This window comes from Enterococcus florum (genome assembly GCF_004309355.1).
Lineage (GTDB): Bacteria > Bacillota > Bacilli > Lactobacillales > Enterococcaceae > Enterococcus_A > Enterococcus_A florum.
On record NZ_BJCC01000014.1, the window covers coordinates 118,370 to 139,123 of the forward strand.

Below are 20,754 nucleotides of genomic sequence, written 5' to 3' on the forward strand. Positions count from 1 at the left end.
AAACTTCTGTCAACTGCTTATCGTCATCAACCGATAAAACGTTCCATAAACAAGCTCGCAATATTGAAATAGATCAACACACTGGTCAGGTCGCTCAAGGTAGTAATGAAGGGCCCGCTGGCGACCGCAGGATCAAACCCGAGCCTCTCCATCACCATAGGAATCAGACTTCCTGCCAAATTAGCAACAGTGATCGCAGCCATCATCGCTGTTCCGATCACAAAACCTAAGACAAAATTGTGCTTCCAAATACCTACGATGACCAAAATCGTCAAGCCTGTAACCAAGCCAGTGACTACCCCTGTTAAAATTTCACCAATGATCAGCTTCAAGAAGTTTTTTTCCTTGTCATCAGAAATCGCCAATCGGCGCACTGCAACAGCCAGCGACTGGGTTCCCGCATTACCAGCGGTACCAGTGATCAACGAGATAAATACTGCTAAAATGCTAGCTTCACTAACCAATGCTTCATAATGATTGATCAACGTCGCTGTAGACATGCCTAAAAACAAAAGAGTGATCAGCCAAGGCAATCGCCTTGAAGCAGCCTTAAGAGGATTCTCATCGACCTCCTCCACATTGACCCCGGCCAAACCGGAATAGTCGCTGGCAGCTTCGTCATCGATGACGTCGATGATATCGTCGACGGTAACGATTCCCAACAAATGGTCTTCATAATCCGTGACTGGCAACGCCAAGAAGTCATAGTCACGAAACATCTGGGCTACATCCTCTTGGTCATCTCCAACGTGAACTGCGATGACTCGTTCGCTCATTACATCTAAGACCATGGCATCATCATCATTGATGATTAAATCACGCAAAGAGATAACCCCTACCAATTGATTATCTGTATTAACAACATACGTATAATAGATCGTTTCCGCGATTTGAGCCTCTGCTTTTAATACATACATGGCGGATCGCACTGTTTGATTAGCGACGATCGACACATATTCTGTCGTCATCAAAGAACCAGCGGTATCATCTTCATAATGAAGCAGTTCACGAATTTCATTGGCATGCTCAGGTTCCATTAAACTTAAGTATTTAGCAACCTGTTTTTTGTTCAACTCATTTAGAATATCCACCGCATTATCCGTGTACATTTCCGCTAACATGTCTGCAGCATAATGCGGACGCATTTCTGAAAGATATTCTTCTACATGTTCGTCATCTTCTTCGATTACATCAAACATATCTGCCAATTCTTTGGGTGAAAGATATGAGTAGACCAGCTGCCGCTCCTGATCGTCCAATCCTTGATAGAATTGTCCCTGATCATAGATATGCATCTCCAAAAAATGTTCACGAAAATCTTGCAAATCATTTTGATGGAGTTCTTCTCTTAATTGTTGGAAATGACGTTCCAATTCTTCTTGATTCTCATCCATGACGTTCACCTCATATCTCTTTTGCGATATCCCCCATATCCTTTGCCAACGGCAATTCAAATGCCAGCCGTTTGTTCGTGAAAGGATGCGTGAATTGCAGGGCATAGCAATGCAAGGCCTGACGTGAAATTCCTAAATCCATTCTTCCTTCATACATCTCATCTCCTAGTAAAGGACATGACATGGCAGAAAAATGGACACGAATTTGGTGTGTCCGCCCTGTATGTAGTTGAATATCGACTAATGCAATTTCTTGATTTTTCTTTTTGATCCAGTATTCCGTCAGCGCTGTCTGGCCTTCATGAGAAACCTTTCGCTTCAATAGCGAGGAATAATCTCGACCGATCGGCAGCTCGATCATTCCATGATTTAGAAGTCTTTCCAACTCACCAGATACCAGTGCCTGATACTTTTTAGTAACCTGCTTTTTTCTAAGCTCTTGATCTATTTGTGCATGTGCAAAACCATGCTTGGCAAAGAGCATCAAACCAGATGTATCACGGTCTAAACGTGTCACGACATGAACAACCTGATTGGCGTAATTTTGTTTTATATAGTAGTTCTTTACTCGATTCGCCATCGTACCTCTAGGATGATATTGCGCAGGAATTGAAGCAATCCCGGCTGGTTTGTTGATTAAGAGGTAATGTTCATCTTCGAAAACGATGTCAATAGGAGCATCATCAGCTAATAGGGTTTCATGTGCTTGCTCGTCTGGAATCACAACTGTAACAATATCATGGGTACTTAAAGAAAACAAGACGTTTTGTTCCTGCTGATTGACAAAAATTTTGCCCCCTTGAAACTTGATTTTCGCTAACAATTTCTTGGAAATCCCTTGTTGTTTTAGAAATCCTCGTAAAAGCTGAGGCTCTTCCTTTTTAAAAATCCATTCAAATTTCACGACTAATCCTCACGAATAAAAGCATCCTTGACACGATGCCAAAAATGCATATGTCGGTAAGAAGCGAAATGAATACGTTCTTCTGCAATTTTATATTTGACCGAGGAGATCTCGGGGCCGCTGACATCTAACTGATCTACCGTGATCATGTGGTTGCCTTGACTCCTGAGCTTGACTTCGATCCATTCTTGATTCCCGATGATCGCTGGAGAGCCCAACGTCCGGAAAACGCGATTGTTCAAAGAAGCGATCTCGGCTAACTGCAAAGCACTGATACTCGGATGCAAAACCGCACCACCAACACTCTTGTTATAAGCTGTCGAACCCGTTGGCGTCGATACAGAAAGGCCATCCCCCCGGAATCGTTCCAGCCTTTCCTCCTTGATATACACATCGGCCACCATCGTACGACTCCCCTTGCGGATCGTCGATTCATTCAATGCCAAAAAGTGTTTTGAACGCCCATCGGAAAAATTGACAACAACATCCAGTAGGGGATAACTCACACTTTTTCCCCGGTTTCTGCAAAGACTGTCCGTTAACTCCTCTAATTCATAATCACGCCAATCGGTGTAGAATCCAAGATGGCCCGTATGGACGCCCAGAAAGAGCACATCAGATAATTTGTGATTGTAGCGATGGAAAGCAGACAGCAGCGTGCCGTCTCCACCGATGGTGATCACTAGTTCAGGATCTCGTTCTACAAGCTTGATTCCAGCTTTTTTCTCAATCAACGGTACAAGCCGTTGAAAAACATCCAAAGATTTTTGTTCGTTATTGTGGATGATTCCTATCCTCAGGGTCACGCTTGTTTACTTCCTCTCTTTGATCTTTTCGATATGAAAATACATGTTGCGCCTCTTGTATTTCGTCACGGATGCTGGACATTTCCTCGTCTAATTGATACGCAGCTTCCGCAGCACGGAACAATCGTTCACCGATAGCTTCTGGAATCTGTCCTTGATATTTATAATTAAGAGAATGTTCGATCGTTGCCCAAAAATTCATAGCTAACGTGCGGATCTGAATTTCGGCCAGCAAAACTTTTTCTCCATCTAACATTTGTACAGGATACTCGACAACTAAATGATACGAGCGGTAGCCGCTAGCTTTCCGATTCGTAATATAGTCACGTTCTTGTACCACGTTCATGTCCTTGCGATTACGAATGATTTGAACGACTTGATGAATGTCTTCAACAAATTGACACATGATTCGCATACCTGCCACATCAGACATTTCCTCTTCCAATCGGGTCAATGGAATTCCGCGAAGTTTTGCTTTATTCAAAATGCTGTCTACAGGCTTTACTCTGCCGGTAACAAACTCAATTGGAACATGTTCTCCTTGTTCGCGATATTGTTTTCTTAAGCCACGAAGCTTGATTTTTAGTTCGGCAACCGCTAATTCATAAGGGGCCAGAAAAGCTTCCCAGTCTCTGTCCATCAAAATCCCTCGTTCCTTTTTCCATTCCTACTTATCTTATCACAAACTACATACAAGAAAAAATCTATCGTTCGCTCTTCTTCATACAAATGTTGCAATTTTCTAACAATTCATCAAAACCTCTAGTATCATTTGACGTCACTTAGGTTTTTGTGTAACTATACGTTTGTATTAGGCAAATAATCGAAACGGGTGTACAATGAAGATGAGCAAAAACATAGAGATTGAATACAAGACGATGTTAACTGAAGAAGAATTCTTTTATTTGATGGAACACTTCCAAATTTCAGCTGAATCATTTATAATCCAAACCAATCTGTATTTTGATACTAAAGACTTTCGGCTGAAATCTTTAGGCATGGGGCTGCGTATTCGCTATTTCAAAACCCGTGCTGAAGCTACGTTAAAGGTTCCTCAAGCAAAAGGATTATTAGAGATTACTGATGATGTGCCTTTAAGCGAGGTTGATCTGGCAAAACGCTCTGAATCTTTTACACACTTTGCAGAAAAGGTGCTTTCATATTTAGCAGAGCAGGAAATATACATAAAGGATCTTCGATTGATCGGTGATCTTGTTACTAAGCGGGCTGAACTTACGATCGAAGCTGGAAAGTTGGCTTTAGACGAAAATTGGTATACAGACCACCACGACTTTGAACTGGAATTAGAAGTCCAGGAAACAGGGAAACGTTTTGATGACTTTTTGTCTTTATTGAACCAGTTGGCTATCAGCTATCGACCTGCTAAGAATAAAATCGTTCGTGCCATCTCTGCAAGAAAACATATTGAAAAGGAGGACCTTCAGTGATTGAAATCTACCTGTTCATAAACCCTATTGGGGAAAAGTGCTATGGACTGGAACGAAAAATACTTGAGTTGATTGACAAACACGATTTAAAGATTCAACTACGCCTAATTCCGTTAATGAATCTTCACACCATCACAGATTTCATGGAAAGAAAGGGTCTTTCCAAGCAAGATATCGCTGCACGAAACGCTTTATCAAAGAATATTTATTCTGCTTGTCTGGATGTTAAAGCAGCTCAGCTGCAGGGCAAGAAAAAAGGCCGTGACTTTTTGCTGCGCTTGCAAGAAGAAGTTGCGATCAATCAGCTTCCTTATTCTCCTGAACTCTCAAGAAGCCTGTTTAAAGAGGTGGGCGGTGACATGGAGACCTTCTGCGAGGATCGTTCCTCAGAATTTATTTTGGACGCCTTCGTATCTGACCAGCAGATCGCTCGCGAAATGGACATCACACAGCACCCTTCTGCTGTAATTTATAATTGTGTCAGTGATGATGATTCAGGCGTTCGTATAGAAGGTTGTGACTCAATTCAACACGTGATCGATTCTTTCGGAACCAAGGAATCAACGCTTGAATTTTTTAAAAAGCTGAAAGCGATCGAACAGCCAAAGAAAAACAGCGATCCCAAACATCTATCTCTACTAATTTGATTGAATACATAGAAACGTCCTGCGAGGATCCCCGCAGGACGTTTTTTAGAAAAAGGACTCAATTACTTCCGAATGAGGATCTCTTCCGTCTGGTTCGTTGCAAAAGTTTGGCGTCTCGTCGGATAGGCTTTGGCTTTCAGCTGCTTGCGCTTTTTAATTCCTGCCTTTAATCGATACAGCTGTCCAGCTTCCTTGATTGCATAAACAGCACCTGGCAGATCCTTAAATATAACCGTTCCATCAGAGTCAGTCTTTCCTGTGACAGGTACTTGATCACGGATAATGGCCTTTTTGCCTGATTTCGTATACAAAGCCAGCTCAAGACCTTCTATAGGTGCTCCGGTCTCATCAACACGCTTGATTATTAAATCAAAGCGCTCCTTTTTCAATAGATAAGCAGCAAAGGCTCGGTAGATCCCAAACAGCAAAATGAGGACTGCCAAGATGACTCCAGCTAAAAGCAGGCTGTCTAACAAGGTTCTTTCCTGATCCGCTTTTTCAATTTGTTTCGCAATTTTTTCTGTATAAGGAACCCGATGTCCCGTGACCAGTAAACGATGACTATTAATCATATAAGGGGTACAGGTCAACAAGGTAGCCAGATCTCTATCCTTTTCGATCACCAGCTTGGATGTGTCATTTGGCTTCACGACTTCGATTCGCTCCACTTCATAGGCCAGCTTTTCGTCCAAAACAGTCAGAACAAAAACATCTCCCTTTTCCAACTCCTCGACATCCGTAAATAATTTTTTCTCTGGAAGACCGCTGTGTGCAGATATGACTGAATGAGTACTTGGACCACCAGTAGGGTAAGAGGTCCCTTGCAAAATAGTCGCCCCAATCTGCAACAATTTGTCGTTGGTCAGATCAAACAAAGGAATCGTAATCTTAATGGACGGGATACTGATGGCACCAATCAAATGTTCCGTGGCATAATCGTCGCTGATGATCTTCTGTTCAGCGTTCTCGTCAAAAGGATCTGCTGAAGGTACTAGTCCATTGACCGCAAGTTCTTCATTTTTTTTCTTCATTTCGGCCTTGATTCTGGCTTTTTCTTCTTTGCTGCGCACTTCATTTTTCTGTTGGACTTGTTCTAATCGCTGACGGTCTACAAAATCATTGATCGCATTGCTGTAGAATGGATACAGCATTACTAAGATTCCCGCTAGAAAGATAAAGATCATCACCATTTTGCTGACTAATTGCTTTCTTGATCCCTTTGGCGGTTTTTTCTTAGCCATGTTTCTTCCCCTTCCGATCGACTTGATAAATCATTTGTTTTTCGACCTTTTCTTTTATTAGATACTTTCTTTGTGTGATGATCTTAAATTGCTTATCGGATAACTTCCAAACTTTCCCCTTGATCTTCGGTACTTCATTTTCGCTGATCAGATGATAAATATCTCCTGGAATATTTTCAAATAAGATACGTCCCTCACTGTCACTCACCGTATTTTGCAATTCCCCATCGATATACACTGGATCTTTTCCACGACGCGTGGTCAACTGGAAAGGCACTCCTGCGACAGGTTGGCCGTTTTCCAATAAATAAAAGACCAGATCGAAATTTCTTTTTTTCGATTGATACAGCACCGTCTTTCGCCAAACAAAATAGAAAAAGCATCCTAAGAAGAAAATGCAACAAATGATCAGCAAGACAACACGCCAACGATGGTAACTTTGAGCCTTTTTGATCTCCTTCTCCGCAGCTTCCTTCGGATAAGCTGTCCGATGACCGGTCACTAGTAAACGATGACTATTGATCCCATAAGGTGTACATGTCAACAGTGTAACTAAGTCCTTTCCTGGAATAATTTTTAAATCATCCAATTCATTAGGTTTCACCGTTTTGATTTTTTCTACTCTGTAAGCTAATTTTTCACCTTCAATATGTAAATAGAATGTATCCTTTTTCTTTAATTCTACTAAATCAGTAAACAGTTTTTTATCTGGTAGCCCCGTATGCCCTGTAACAACTGAGTGGGTATTTTTTCCACCGATTGGAAAAGAAGTCCCTTGCAGGATCGTAGCTCCCTTATCTAAAAGAATATCATTCGTTAAATCATAGATTGGAAGACTAACATTGATTTTAGGAATGAATATCGCTCCAACTGTATGTTCTTCATAATATTCCTTCTTAGGACTTTTCGTCCCTCTGAGAGCATGCTCAAATGGATCTTCAAAATCTCCCGCTCCTGGAATATTCGTCTTATTTTCCGCATTCTTTTTTCTTAATTCCTCAATACGAGCTTTTCGTTCTTTTTCACTTTGCTTAGCCATTTTTTGTTCTACCTGCGTTAAACGCTGCTGGTCGACATAGTTATTTACTGCGTCAACGACAAAGGGATACATAAAAATCAGGAAGCCAATAATAAACATCACGGCCATCAAAATTTTTAATCCTAAATTGACTTTATCTGTTCGAGTTGGTTTATTCTTCATAAGTAACCCTCCTATGCTTATTTTCTCATAGAAAAATTAAAAAGAGAAATTCCAATTAAGGAATTTTTTTTATTAATTTGGATTGTTAAATGCTGTCTAAATACAAAAAAACGGAGTAGACTCTTCTACTCCGTAAAAAAATTATCTTCTTTAAGGTCACTCCAAAAACAGGTTTTTCGGTTAATTTTTTATTTTTTCGATCAGAACCTCTAATTCGTCCAATCGACGCGCAAAAACTTCCATAGCATCCTCGATATATGTTGGTTTTGTCATATCCACACCAGCTTTGTTCATTACCTCAATTGGAAAATCGCTGCTTCCAGATTTTAAATAAGTCAAATAGTTGTCCAAAGCATTAGGTTCCTTTGCGACAATCTTTGCTGCCAAAGCATTCGCAGCCGAAAAACCGGTAGCATATTGATAAACATAATAGTTGTAATAAAAATGTGGAATTCGTGACCATTCGTACTGGATCTCTTCATCTTTTTCCACGATCGGACCATAGTACTTTTCGTTCAATTCCCGATAAAACTTGCTGAGATGCTCGCTAGTCAACGGTCTTCCCGCCGCATCTTCGGTATGAATAAAATGCTCAAATTCTGCGAACTGAGTCTGCCTAAAGATCGTACCCTTAAAGCCATCTAAATAATGGTTCAAGATATACGCTCGAACGTTTGGATCGGTTTCCGTTTCTAGAAGATGACTCGTTAAAATATTTTCATTGGTAGTTGAAGCGATCTCAGCTAGAAAAATCGAGTAGTCTCCGTAAACATAAGGCTGATTGCTGCGGGTAAAATAGCTGTGCACGCTATGCCCCATCTCGTGGACCAATGTATATAATTCATCCAAACGATCATGCCAATTCAACAAAATGTATGGATTGGTATCATAGGCGCCTGAAGAATACGCGCCGCTGCGCTTTCCTTGGTTTTCTGCGACATCGATCCATCGTTCATCAAACGCTTTTCTGACAACAGACAAATAGTCCTCTCCCAAAGGATTCAATGCTTCCAACGTCTTTTGCTTTGCCTCATCAAATGTAAAACGAATCGGTGCTTCTGCTAGTAAAGGGGTATACATATCATACATATGCAGCTCCTCTACACCCAACAACTCTTTCCGCAGCTCAACATAACGGTGCAGCAGCGGTAAAAATTGATTGACGACTAAGACCAATGTATCGTAAACATCTTCTGGAATATGATTTTGACTCAACGATGCTTCCCTTGCAGAGGAGTATCCTCGAATTTTAGCCTTATAATTATGGCTTTTTATATGTGTGCCCAAGGTAGAAGCAAAGGTATTTTTAAATTGTTGATACACCGAATACAGCGCCTCGAACGTATTTTTTCTAACGTCGCGATCTGTACTTTCCATCAACTGACCATAGATTCCATGAGTCAATTGAACGTCCTGTCCCTCTTCATTGGTAACGACTGGAAACTTCAGATCTGCATTGTTCATAACAGAAAAAATATCTCCGGCACTGCCAAAAATTTCGCTGGCTCCAGCAAGCAGTGCTTCTTGTTCGGCAGGCAGCACATGCGCTCGCTGATCCAAAATCTGCTCAATAAAATGACGGTACATCACCAGCCGAGAATCCTCTTCAAAAAAGGCCCATATGGTTTTATCCGATAATGACAAGACCTCCGGTTCGAACCAGCTGACAGCCTCACTTGTTTGTGCAACTAAGCTTGAGGCCCTGGCATAAAGCGCTTGGTAGACTGTGTTTGCTGTATCTTGGTCATTTTTAAGATGTGCATACACATAAATGACTTCCGCCTTGCGATAAATATCCAGAACATATTCGATCCCTGCCAGAAATTTTTCAGCGCTCTGACCAAGTGTACCTCTTACGTGTTTGGCCCCCTCTAATTCTTCAGACAGCGCTTGAAAACTTTTCTCAAAAGCTTCTTCATTCAAAAAAATCTTTGTCAAATCCCATGTCAGTTGTTCTGGGACCTCATCACGCTTTGGCAATTGCTTTGCTTTACTCATAACAACACTCCCATCCTTTGCATTATCTTAACACATTTTTTAAAAAAAGAAGTCAGCCAAAATTATTTTCTAAAAATTTTTATGCGAGACAACTGTGTGGTTTCCCGATAGAGTGCTTTAATAATTTCGGACTTGGAGATTCTTGGAAATTGCCAAAAATGATCAGCAGCTTTCCGATAGTTCACAAAACCAGAAATAATATCTTTTGGGTCCCCTTTGTGCCTTGCAAATAAATACCTAAAAACTAAGATATCCTCTCCCAATAGAAACCCAAACTCACTGGGAAGATAAAACCAGTGCGGCAAGTGAAGGATATGCTGCCGCTGCTCATAAAAAAATTGCTGGACTGGTCTCAATTGCAGATCTGCTCGCACTATGCCTTTTTCTAAAGAGTGTCTTTGCCTTGTTACCATGATTTCCTGATACCTGATTTTTTTAACTGTCAACGGTACACTATAAAAAATCTTAGTCGGAGCAGTGCTTCCAAGTCGCCAAGTCCTTTCGAGAAAAGAAACCTCTCCTTCCATTTTTTTGATCTGGTAACGCAAATATATTTTTTGCGCATCAATCATCCAGATATAAATCCCTTTTTGAGGGTGATAAGAGCAAATATATTTGTGCAAAGCTGTCCAGCTCTTCTTGGGCCAAAGCTTCGTACCCAAGAGCCACCAATCCTGAAAGCCCGCCTTTCGATAGCCGTCCATTCGTTCAGCCAACCGTGAAAGTTTTATGGTTGAACACTGGATCTCGACCGCTAGTTCTTCTAACAGTAGATCAGGTCGTTGGGAAAGTCTTTGAATAGGATGTTCGATTTCCCAAGCTTCATCGAAGATTTTGCCGGCTTTAAAAAATAATTTTTTTAACCCAAGATGTTCCTGACTTTCTGATTCGCTAAGCCCTTGACAGCTGTTTTCGCGCAAGTGTGCAAAGTGAGCAATTCGAATGCTTCCTTGTTTCAATTGAACAGGCTCCGCACAATCCGGGCAATAGTGTTGTATTTTACTTTTCGCTGTTTCTGCTGAGATTAATTGCCGATTGTCGTCGTAGGCAAACATCATTTTCATCACCTCAAGTAAAAATACGCAAAAAAAAAGAAGCCGTCGAATGGGCTTCTTAATTAAAATAGCTGCGGGTAATCTCAATAGCATCTTTTTGCATCAGCAGTTTTCCGTATTCTTCTAAGAGCTCTGGTGTTACCTCGGTATCCTCTGTATATTCCAAAAGCTTGGCAATCGTATCAGAAATAGACTCTTCACCGAAATTATCCGTATCAAAGTACACCTGCAAATAGTATTGATCGTTGTAACTATACAGATCACACCAAACATCCTCAAGGAAAGAATAGCCGGCTAACTCAACCAGCGTTTCGAAATCTGCCAACTTGAACACACGCAAATGATCTAAGTATTCATCCTCTAAAATACTTTGCTGCGTAGCCAGAACTTGTTCTCGGATCAACTGATCCAGCTCATCATTCTCAAAATCACCAGAATTGGAAAATCGATTCAATTCTTCGTTCGAAAGATTTTTACTAATAAACAGTTCTAACCCATCATTTTTGGGCAGTACCTGAAAAGTGACTGCTTCGCTGCTTTTAAATTCGTCTTCGACATCAACCTCTTCTAAAATACTGTAAAAGAAGGATTCGATTTCGCGATGATTGCCTAACAGGTCTAAAAACGTAATACCCCGTTCTGCTAAGTCTTCATTGCCTATCATCACACGAATGGTGTTTTCATTGATGTGTTCCATCTCCATCGCACACACCTCATTTCAATAGATAAGGATCTACCTTCATTTTAACCGATTCCCAACAAAAGTAAAGAAAGCCGACCAAATTTTATTTAGACTTTAATAAGACAAATTTTTACCAATGAGTGCAGGAATCAAATGAAGCAAAAGCAGTCTCTGCGGATTCGTTACATAAAATAGAAAAAACCTCGCCGTTAAGCGAGGTCAAACACAATTTATAAGCCAGCCATCAGTTGAGCTTGTCGTAATTCATATTGGCGTACGTCACGGGGTAAAAAGCGACGAATTTCATCTTCATTAAAACCAACCTGCAGTCTTTTTTCATCAATCATGATCGGCCTTCTCAAAAGGCCAGGGTTGTCTCTGACTAGGGTCAATAAATCTTTAAGCGGCAGTTCATCTAAATCCATGTTCAGCTTTTGGAATACCTTCGAACGAGTCGAGATAATCTCTTCTGTTCCATCTTCAGTCATCTGTAAAATATCTTTTAATTCTTCAATCGTTAATGGTTCTGAGAATACATTTCGTTCCAAGAATGGAATCTCATGATCTTGCAGCCAAGCACGTGCTTTCCGACATGATGTACAACTTGGGGAAGTATATATTGTTAACATACATGTATCACTCCTTTTCTTGACTATAGCTTATAACAGAAGATGTTTAACTCTTCTATCTGTTCCCATTATACAAAAAAAACGTAACAAAAAAAAGAGTACGCATTAATTTGCTTTACGAACATTAATGTTATTTAATTTAAAAACTTTACTATCTATTACTTTGAAGGCCAAAACAAATTTTGCCTTAAAAAGTCATCATTTATTTTTCATTTTTTACTTTTCCGTAACAATAGCAAAAAACTGTATCAATTTTCTAGATTCTTTTTTCAAAATATTTATTTTTAATAAAAATAATGTGTGTTATAAATCATTTCCTTCCTTTTTTACTTCAATTCTCTTTCATTAAAAACTCTTGACTTACGTCATTTGCCAAGTTTTACTCTCCCCAACTTAATAATCATGTTTATTTAAAAATAACTAAAAACAAAATTTATTTCTGTTCCCTTATGTTTTGTTATAACGTTCAAGATTATTAAAAATGATAAAATAAATGAAAAAAATAATAGGTTTTATTCAATAATTTCACATACTTTCAATTCTTTTACATACAATTTGTAAGTCGAATTCCGCTCTCTAAGGGGCAGGCTTTTTTTAATTCAATCATTATTTATTTTTCTGAAATATTTTTTGATTGATATTGATCCGTGTTTTTTTGATCAAAAATCCCTGAATATAAGATAACATTTGTAAAATCAACTTCCTTTTTTCGATTTCGATATAATTGGTCGCACCAATCATCGTCTGTAAGAAAAAGTAATCAGTGATGAATTGACTTAGAAAAAGAGAAAAATCGACACCTGCATTAAGATTTATTGACCTTGAACGGTTTAGTCTGTTGAGATGAGCAAAAGTCTTTTATTTTGAGATAGATGCGATATTCAGCTTTATACAAGCTTTCTTCTGATATCTTAACGAATGAACCAATCGTTCGTCAAAAAAAAGATCCAGAATTCTTTTGCACTGAAAACAACTAAATCCACGACTCTTACATTAGTATGGAATCAAAGGAGGGCCGTCTTTTTTGTGAGCTGATGATCCAAAATTGATTGTTCACTAGAAACTCTGCTTTATTTTGAAGATGAATCAGTTGATCTAAAAAACAGGGAGGGGGGTATATTTGCTGACTTTATTGCCACTCAACTTACAGCCCTGACAGCTGCGATCTTTACTCAAAAAATCCAATTCTTTGAAGGTTTTAATCATTTAAAAAGGACGAGCTTCATATAGGCTCGTCCTTTTCGCTTAGATAACTTATTCTCCTAAGGTTAAAATCATTCGAATGTCTTCTTCTGTCAATTTATTGGCTTGTTCCTCATTACCTTGGATTACTTTTTGGAACAGCTCACGTTTCTCTTGTTGAAGCTGATTCATTCGCTCCTCGATCGTTCCCTCGGCAATCATCCGCCAAACTTCAACGACTTTTTTCTGGCCGATTCGATGCGCTCGACCAGCCGCCTGTTCCTCTACTGCAGGATTCCACCACAGATCATAAAGAATCACTGTGTCTGCACCAGTCAAGTTTAGTCCCGTTCCTCCAGCTTTCAATGAAATCAAAAAGATATCCTTTTCACCAGCATTGAACTGATCGACCATCGTCAATCGATCCTTCACTTTCGTACTTCCTCGAAGGTAAAAACTGGTAATCCCAAGGTCTGCCAATTCTTGTTCTAAAATAGAAAGCATACTCGTGAACTGCGAAAATAATAAGACCCTTCGCCCATTTTCTTTTGCAGCCTGGATTAAATCCTTTACCTGCTCAAGTTTACCAGAGCCTCCTTGGTAGTCCTCTATGAATAGCCGAGGGTCATCACAGATTTGGCGAAGCCTGGTCAATCCAGCTAAAATGCTGACTCGCTGCTTCCTAAAGGTGGCAGAATCCATTTGATCAACTTCCTGCTTCATACGCCGGAGGTAAGCAAGGTAAACCGTCTTTTGCTCTTCTGTTAAGCTGCTCAGCACGTTTGATTCGATGCGCTCTGGAAGATCATCCAAAACAGTATCCTTGTCTCTGCGTAAAACGAAGGGTTGGATCATTTTTGCAATTTCTTTGACCTGTAATTGGCGAAACCGCCCAATGCTTGGGAAGAAACCTGGCATCACCGTTTGAAACAGCGCCCACAATTCCTCTAGATTGTTTTCAATAGGTGTTCCGCTTAGAGCAAAACGATACGGGATGTGCAATTGTCTCAAAGCCGAAGACGTTTTCGTTGCTGCATTTTTTACCATTTGAGCCTCATCCAAGATTAAATACTGATAATCCTGTTGTTCATGAAGATCAATATCTTGTCTCAGACTAGCATAAGAGGTAATAATGATTTCTGCCCCTTTTGCAATCAACGATTCCCGTTCATCTCGACTGCCAGAAGATACGACTGATTCAAGCGTTGGTGCAAATTTTTTGATCTCCGCTTGCCAATTGTAAATGAGGCTGGCTGGTGCAACGATCACCGCTTTGATCCTCTGTTGGGATTTTTCTGACAATAAAAAGGTAATGACCTGTAACGTTTTCCCCAGCCCCATTTCATCAGCCAAAATGCCGCCAAACCCATAGGCCTTGAGCATTTTAAGCCATCGAAATCCAGTTTCTTGGTAGGGCCGAAGTGTTGCGTTCAATGCCGTTGGTACCTCGACCGGATAGGATTCAGGATGTGTTAAATCATTGACCATTGCTTTGAAATTATCACTGAATCGCGCGTGTGAGTTATTTTCTAAACGTTGCTCGATCAATAATCCCTGACTTTTCGGAACCCGCACCACCCCTTTTTCAGGATTGATCCGATCTCTTAACTGACTGATCAACTCACTAGTTTGTTGAAATGCCTGAGAATCAAAAGATAAAACTTCTCCTGTGTCTAAAGTATAAAAGCGATCCTTGCGCAAAAGACTGTCTAATACCTGATCGATCTCTGAGTCTCCGATGCCGGAAACATCGAACCGAATATCTAGCCATGAACCAGTTTGGTCAACTTCGATCATCGGTTGGAATTCCTCTCCGTCTAAAAAAAGCTGGCGGAGTTTCTTGCCCATTTTCACTTCAGCCAACTTTCTGAAATCAGCAATTTCTTGTTTAAAGAAATAAAACAAGCCTTCTTTAGATGGGATCGTCTTTTCATAACCAGTCTCAATCGATTGGTAGCGGTATTTAGTAAAAAGATCCAACAGCTGTTTCTCCTGCTTGCGGTCTCTCAGAATTTCGATTTTTTGTGGCAGAGCAGGTTGGTGGGCTTCATTCGTCGTGAAATACACCTGTCCATAATGAAACTCGACCTCGGCTCTGATCATCCCTTTGATCTTGCGGAAAATCACAACGGATTTCAAGGTTTCCTCCTGAACAATCTCCGCTACCTCTTCGGCAATGACCACACGACCGATCTTTCGCAAATAAGGAAAAACGTCTGTGAATAATCTTGGAAGCTGCTGTTGCTGATAAACGATCACAGGCTCCTTCAAGCGTTTCATCAATTGCTTCAATGTCATGTAACTATCTTGCTGCTCATGACTCATTGCATAGAGCGCATTCTGCGAAAAACCCAAAAAATAATTGCTAAAATAAGTCGTGAAGGCATCTTCGATCATCAATTCAAAATGATCTTCGTTTTTAGATAATTCGAAGGTCAGCGGCAATTCCTGCCCCTCATACAAATAGTGATATTTTTTTTCACCCAGCTTCACAGTCAGATTCCCTGTTTCTTCCATTCGTTTCAATAATCGCTGGAGCCTGTGAACGGGCAAAAGCAAGTACCGCTTATCTAATTTTCCCTTGACCTGCAGTCCTGTTTTCCCTAAAAGCTGGTAAGTCTCACTGATTCCTACTAAATCCTCAATGATATCGCGGCATGCGGGCTCGAAAGCTCCTGCTTCAATTTGGAAACGATATTCTTTGTTCACCGTATACGCTGCATCAATCTGATAGGCATGCAAAAAATCGTAAAGGTTTTTAACGATGTACGTACGTTTACTGTTACGATTACCGATTCGCAAAGAAACAGCCAGAACATCTAATTCAGGGTGATAAGGATTGGTGGGGAGTGGTTCTACAACAAATTCGACCAGCAATGGTTGAACGGGTTCCTTGGCTTGCTCCAGCCGAGAAAACCCCTGATTCAAAATGTCCGCAAAAGACACGCTGCTTTCTACCTTTTTTTCAGGCAGCTCTTGTGATGCTTGTACGATACGAGAAAGCCCCTTATCCCGCAGGTACAATTCCACAGCGACTGTATGTTTGCAATAGCCGTGCTCCTCCCAATAAGGACACTCGCAAATGTCGTTTTCTTTTCCGCTGCCGTCAAGGTCTACCAAGTATAATTCACTGCCTAGAACCTCTCCGTGCCAAACGCGACGAGCAGCATCTGGGATAACAGACAATACACGACCCTCTTTTAAGTAGGTCCGCCCTCTTTCAATGACCTTCTCGGGAATACTCCATCTCATTTATGCCACTCCTCTAATTGATAGTGAATCGTACTTTGCCCTGTTCCAGTGGTTTGTACGATTATTTGTTGCGGGATACGTTCTTTTAACTCTTTGACGTGGCTGATCAAACCGATCATCCTTCCGTGGTTTTCAATCCCCGCCAAAGCTTCTAATGCAATTTCCAACGCTTCCTCGTCAAGTGAACCGAAACCTTCATCAATGAACAATGTCTCCATAGTGATCCCACCCGATTGATTTTGGATCACTTCAGCCAGCCCTAATACCAGTGATAAAGCCGCGATAAAGCTCTCTCCTCCAGAAAGAGTTTGAGCACTACGGGCTATTCCAGAGTTGTCATCATAAACATTGATCTCTAAACCAGTGTTCCCTTTGGATCGACCAATTTGATCGTTCAACTCGAATTGATATCGTCCTTTGGTCAATTGGGACAGCTGTTGATTCGCAGCTTGTAGAATTTCTTCTAAATAACTCTGTAAAATGTAACGCTCTAAGCTGATTTTCTCTGGATTGTCTCCGTTTATCGTCTGATACAGCTGAGTGATCTCGCTAAGCTGGTTGAGTTGTTCCTCGCCATTTTGATGCAGAGATTCAATGTTTGTCAGAATCCGTGAGTGTGTATGCAGCTGGTTCTCCGATTGGTAATATACTTGCTGAAGTTCTTGAAAAGCTTCCTCCATTTGGGTAGTTTTAGCACTCAGTTGTTCCAGCGGAGGCTCCGTTTGATCGGCCAATGCCAGCTTCAATCGTTCCTTTTGGTCTGACAAAAGCAACTGACGATTTAGAAATTCCTGAATAGCTTGTCTCAGCTCTTCTAACTGCGGTTGATGACTAAGCTGTTCCGAAATAGATTCCTTATTTAAGCCTAACTTGACAATCAGATGATCCAGTTCGTCACGCCACTTTTCTTGCTCTGCTAACTGTGTCTTATATTGCTTGCTTAATTGGTTCTTCGATTCTTCCAGACGAACTTCCTCTGCGGACATTCGTTTCCCTTCTTCTTCATGACGTTTCAACGTTTTCTGATACTCTTTCATCAGAATCGTTCGCTCATGAATATGTTCTTCCAGCGAAGCAGCTTCCCAATCCTTGACCTGTTCTTTCGTCAAGGCAAGTCGCCCTTTCAGCATTTGTACTTGTTCTGTCAATTCCGACAACTTGGTACTGACTGACTGGTGCTGCTCTAAAACTGTATTTTGCTGTTCCGTTAACACTCCAATTTCTAGTTCTGCTGCTGTCAGCTGTTCCAAGGCTGCTTGCGCTTCAGTCTGTTTTTTTTGTAGGAACAGCACAAGTTCTGGTAGTTCTTCTGGGATCGTTTGTTGATACAACGAGGCAACAGCCTTCTTTAACTCTTGTTGTTTAAGCTGTGTTTGGGTTTGCTCCAATTGAAATTTTTGTTTTACTTCTTCGTAATGTTTTTCTTGAAACTCGCGCTTGGTTTCATAAGTTTCTTTTACCTTCTGCAACTCAGCAAAATTTTTTTCTTTTGCTTCTAGATCATGCTGGAGCTCTTTAAGGCTCTCCCCCGAAAGCGTCTCATGCAATGCAGGGTCAGGGTGATCTTTCGATCCGCAGACTGGGCAAGCCTCTCCATCAATCAGATCCATACTTAATCGAGCGATTTCCGAACGTGCCCAGCGATCTCTCAAGGTTTTGACCTCTTGATTCGCTGCATTCAATCGTTTGCTTGTTTGGCTGATGTTCTCTACCAAGACAGCCAAATGGATCTGCGCTTCCTCCATTTGTTCTTCTAATTTCTCCAAATTCTGCTCCGTATTCACTTGCGTTTGAGCTTGCTGGATCAACTGTTCGTTCTTGTAGCGTCGTTCGATCCAAAAAGATTTGGTTTCTTGCTGATTCTTCAACGTGTTCAACTGGTCAGACAGCTGTTCGAGCGTTTGAGCATAAGCGGCTTGCTCCGCTTCTCTTTGCTGCTGCTCGTGATTCATTTTCTGATAATCGTTCATCAGATGAGCATATTGCTGCACCGCTGGCAGTAAATCAGATAAACGAACCAACTCTGCTTTTTCTTGCTCCCACTTTTGTTCTTCCTTGACTAATGCAGCTTCTTGCATTTGCCAAATTCTTTTTTCCTCAGATAGACGTTTTAATGACGCCTGATTTTCTTGAATTTCTTTTTCTTTCCAGAGTAGAAGAGCATCCAACTCGTTCACTCGTTCATAAGGTGGGCGAATCTGTTGAAGCTTTTCTCCTTCGTTCAGCCGCTTTCGCTGTTCCTCAATAACAGGTAGCTCCTGCTGCAATTCTTGCCAGTCCTTTTGGATTTTTTCATATTGTTGAAATTGATCGGCTAATTGTTTCGCCTGTTCCAGAGCCTGCTGCTGTTCTTTTAACTCGTGATCTTTTTGCTGCAAGTCTGCCGCCAATTTTACAGTTTTCTCCTTTTCTTCTTCCAAGTATTGCTTTGTCTGCTCGATCGATTCTAAATAACTTGCACCTTGTTCGATCGGAATCTGTTGAAACAGCTGATCAATGCGGGTCGCAGTTTCCGCAACGCTTTTTTCGAGCTCCTGCTTTTTCAATTTTAGCTTTTCATTAAATTGACGATAAATCGCTGTTCCAAAAAGACTGCGCAAAACAGCTTCTTTTTCTGTACTGTTGGCGATCAAAAAGGTCCGAAATTCTCCCTGAGGCAGCATCAATATTTGTCGAAACTGTTCTTTGGTTAAGTGCAGCAGGTCATAAATATAGGATTGAACTGTCTCGACCTTTTGATAGGCCTCTACTTCCCTTCCGGTATCGTCCAGCACAGTTAACTGGACTTTTTGATTTTTTACAGTTGCTCCTTTTCCATTCTTTTTTTGGAGCGTTTGCTTGGGACTTCGCACGATGACATATTGATGCCCCTGATGTTCAAACGTAAAAGATACTCTTGTCTCTTCTGTCGGGTCGGCAAAATCCGAACGAATTTCATTAGCATTGCGGACACCGCCAGAAGCATCACCAAACAAAGCAAATGTTAAAGCATCAAAAATCGTTGTTTTGCCGGCACCAGTCTTTCCACTGATCAAAAACAAAGGAGAGGTGTGAAATTCTTGAAAATCCACCTCTTCATGCAGAAAAGGGCCAAAATTTTCCATCACGATCTTTTTAGGAATCATCGGAGATCGCCTCCTTTTTTCATCAAATCATGCATGGTTTCTTCGATCCATTTTTGCTGGTGAACCGTTACTGATTCATCATTGATGGCTCTGTAAAACTCATGGATCAAATCGATCGGCGATTTTCGTTTGATCTCTTGTGCTTTCCAAGACTTTCTTCTATTGCCTTCGCGCCCATTGATCCGTTCCACTTGCAGAATTCGAGGATAGATCTGACGCAGCTGATTCATCATATTAGGGATGACTTGACGATCCTCTAAAAGAATAGACAGGTAATCTTCCCGATTTTGTTGACGATAAAATCCGGGATCCAACAATTGCGAAAACTCCGCCTGGAGCTCCCGAACATCTCTAAAAGGAGATACCGAAATAAATTGAAAAGTGGTTTCTTCAGCTGTCTCGACGATCCAAACACCCTTTTCCTGATTTTTCTCAGACAACGAATACTTGATCGGTGAACCACTATATCGAGCATTCGGCAGATTCAATGCATTTTTACCGTGCAGGTGCCCTAAAGCAACATAATCAAAGTCTTTCAACAGTTGACCATTAATTCCATCCAAACCGCCGACCTCAAGTTTGGTTTCCGAATCGGTTTTCATACTGCCTGCAACAAAAAAATGGCTGACTAGCACGTGACGCTGGTTTTGTAAAAAATGATCCTTCATTTTTTCGAGGACTCGCGGCATGGCTTGCTGGATCGTTCGAATATCAGGATCATCAAAGTAAATCCGCGCATCAACAGGCTCGAAATAAGGTAACAGGAAAAAAGCAGTATCCTTGATTACGATTGGAGTGAAGGCCTCTTCTAAACGAGTATGTAAAAAATAATCAGAACGGCTAAACCACGGTGCTCCTGTGGCTAAACGTGTCTTGCTGTCATGATTGCCTGAGATCACGAGCAAGGGAAATTTTTCAGTCAGATTGATTTGAGCGATCGTCTGATTGACCAACCGCACGCTCTCCTCAGAAGGGACAGAGCGATCATAAATATCTCCAGCAATCACAATCGCATCAACTTCTTCATTTTTGGCAATTTCTATTATTTGTTTAAGAACAGCTTTTTGATCTTCCAGCAAGTCATAGCCTGCTAACTTTTTGCCGATATGCCAATCGGCAGTATGTAAAAATTTCACTCGATCCTCTTCCTCCATTTTAGTCCTTCCCACAATTATACCACGTGGACCGGC

The 20,754-nt window shown here is 41.0% G+C and carries 15 protein-coding genes; 2 read left to right on the top strand and 13 right to left on the bottom strand.

All coding sequences use genetic code 11. The features are described 5' to 3' along the window. Positions 1 to 26: 26 nt before the first annotated feature. The 4 genes from mgtE to yjbM are packed head-to-tail and all read right to left on the bottom strand — an operon-like array spanning position 27 to position 3,744. Positions 27 to 1,394, bottom strand: coding sequence for a magnesium transporter (mgtE, locus tag NRIC_RS09475; protein ID WP_146622461.1), 1,368 nt, complete (start codon positions 1,392 to 1,394; stop codon positions 27 to 29). 10 nt (positions 1,395 to 1,404) lie between these two features. Continuing rightward, the gene (locus tag NRIC_RS09480; protein WP_146622462.1) at positions 1,405 to 2,298 is read right to left on the bottom strand and encodes an RluA family pseudouridine synthase; all 894 of its coding nucleotides are present in this window, start codon (positions 2,296 to 2,298) and stop codon (positions 1,405 to 1,407) included. A gap of 2 nt (positions 2,299 to 2,300) precedes the next feature. Further along, positions 2,301 to 3,098: an NAD kinase gene (locus tag NRIC_RS09485; RefSeq protein WP_175580053.1), complete on the bottom strand. Its 798-nt coding sequence runs from the start codon at positions 3,096 to 3,098 to the stop codon at positions 2,301 to 2,303. Further along, positions 3,073 to 3,744 (bottom strand): GTP diphosphokinase, encoded by a 672-nt coding sequence (yjbM, locus tag NRIC_RS09490; protein ID WP_146622464.1) that lies wholly within the window; start codon positions 3,742 to 3,744, stop codon positions 3,073 to 3,075. Before yjbM ends, NRIC_RS09485 begins: the two co-directional genes overlap by 26 nt. A gap of 205 nt (positions 3,745 to 3,949) precedes the next feature. Between yjbM and NRIC_RS09495 the strand changes: the two genes are divergently transcribed. Next, complete coding sequence (locus tag NRIC_RS09495; RefSeq protein ID WP_146622465.1) at positions 3,950 to 4,552, top strand: CYTH domain-containing protein; 603 nt, start codon at positions 3,950 to 3,952, stop codon at positions 4,550 to 4,552. Further along, complete coding sequence (locus NRIC_RS09500; RefSeq protein WP_146622466.1) at positions 4,549 to 5,199, top strand: DsbA family protein; 651 nt, start codon at positions 4,549 to 4,551, stop codon at positions 5,197 to 5,199. The genes NRIC_RS09495 and NRIC_RS09500 overlap by 4 nt, the downstream gene beginning before the upstream one ends. Before the next feature lie 62 nt (positions 5,200 to 5,261). On the opposite strand, the gene NRIC_RS09505 is transcribed toward NRIC_RS09500, so the two are convergent. From NRIC_RS09505 to NRIC_RS09545, 9 genes are all read right to left on the bottom strand, one after another. Continuing rightward, complete coding sequence (locus tag NRIC_RS09505; RefSeq protein WP_146622467.1) at positions 5,262 to 6,440, bottom strand: class C sortase; 1,179 nt, start codon at positions 6,438 to 6,440, stop codon at positions 5,262 to 5,264. Continuing rightward, entirely contained in the window at positions 6,433 to 7,641 is a 1,209-nt protein-coding gene (locus NRIC_RS09510) for a class C sortase (protein ID WP_146622468.1), read from the bottom strand. Before NRIC_RS09510 ends, NRIC_RS09505 begins: the two co-directional genes overlap by 8 nt. A gap of 180 nt (positions 7,642 to 7,821) precedes the next feature. Beyond that, complete coding sequence (gene pepF / locus NRIC_RS09515) at positions 7,822 to 9,639, bottom strand: oligoendopeptidase F (RefSeq protein ID WP_146622469.1); 1,818 nt, start codon at positions 9,637 to 9,639, stop codon at positions 7,822 to 7,824. A gap of 62 nt (positions 9,640 to 9,701) precedes the next feature. Then, entirely contained in the window at positions 9,702 to 10,697 is a 996-nt protein-coding gene (locus NRIC_RS09520; RefSeq protein ID WP_175580051.1) for a competence protein CoiA, read from the bottom strand. A gap of 55 nt (positions 10,698 to 10,752) precedes the next feature. Beyond that, the gene (locus NRIC_RS09525) at positions 10,753 to 11,397 is read right to left on the bottom strand and encodes an adaptor protein MecA (protein WP_146622471.1); all 645 of its coding nucleotides are present in this window, start codon (positions 11,395 to 11,397) and stop codon (positions 10,753 to 10,755) included. Between the two features lie 209 nt (positions 11,398 to 11,606). After that, positions 11,607 to 12,005 carry a transcriptional regulator SpxA gene (gene spxA / locus NRIC_RS09530; protein ID WP_146622472.1) on the bottom strand — a complete coding sequence of 133 codons (399 nt, stop codon included), beginning with the start codon at positions 12,003 to 12,005 and terminating at the stop codon, positions 11,607 to 11,609. Positions 12,006 to 13,259: 1,254 nt separating this feature from the next. After that, on the bottom strand, positions 13,260 to 16,439 hold the full coding sequence (locus NRIC_RS09535) for a DEAD/DEAH box helicase (protein ID WP_146622473.1): 3,180 nt from the start codon (positions 16,437 to 16,439) through the stop codon (positions 13,260 to 13,262). Next, the gene (locus NRIC_RS09540) at positions 16,436 to 19,564 is read right to left on the bottom strand and encodes an AAA family ATPase (protein ID WP_146622474.1); all 3,129 of its coding nucleotides are present in this window, start codon (positions 19,562 to 19,564) and stop codon (positions 16,436 to 16,438) included. The genes NRIC_RS09535 and NRIC_RS09540 overlap by 4 nt, the downstream gene beginning before the upstream one ends. Beyond that, positions 19,561 to 20,700 carry an exonuclease SbcCD subunit D gene (locus NRIC_RS09545; RefSeq protein ID WP_146622500.1) on the bottom strand — a complete coding sequence of 380 codons (1,140 nt, stop codon included), beginning with the start codon at positions 20,698 to 20,700 and terminating at the stop codon, positions 19,561 to 19,563. Before NRIC_RS09545 ends, NRIC_RS09540 begins: the two co-directional genes overlap by 4 nt. Positions 20,701 to 20,754 lie beyond the last annotated feature (54 nt).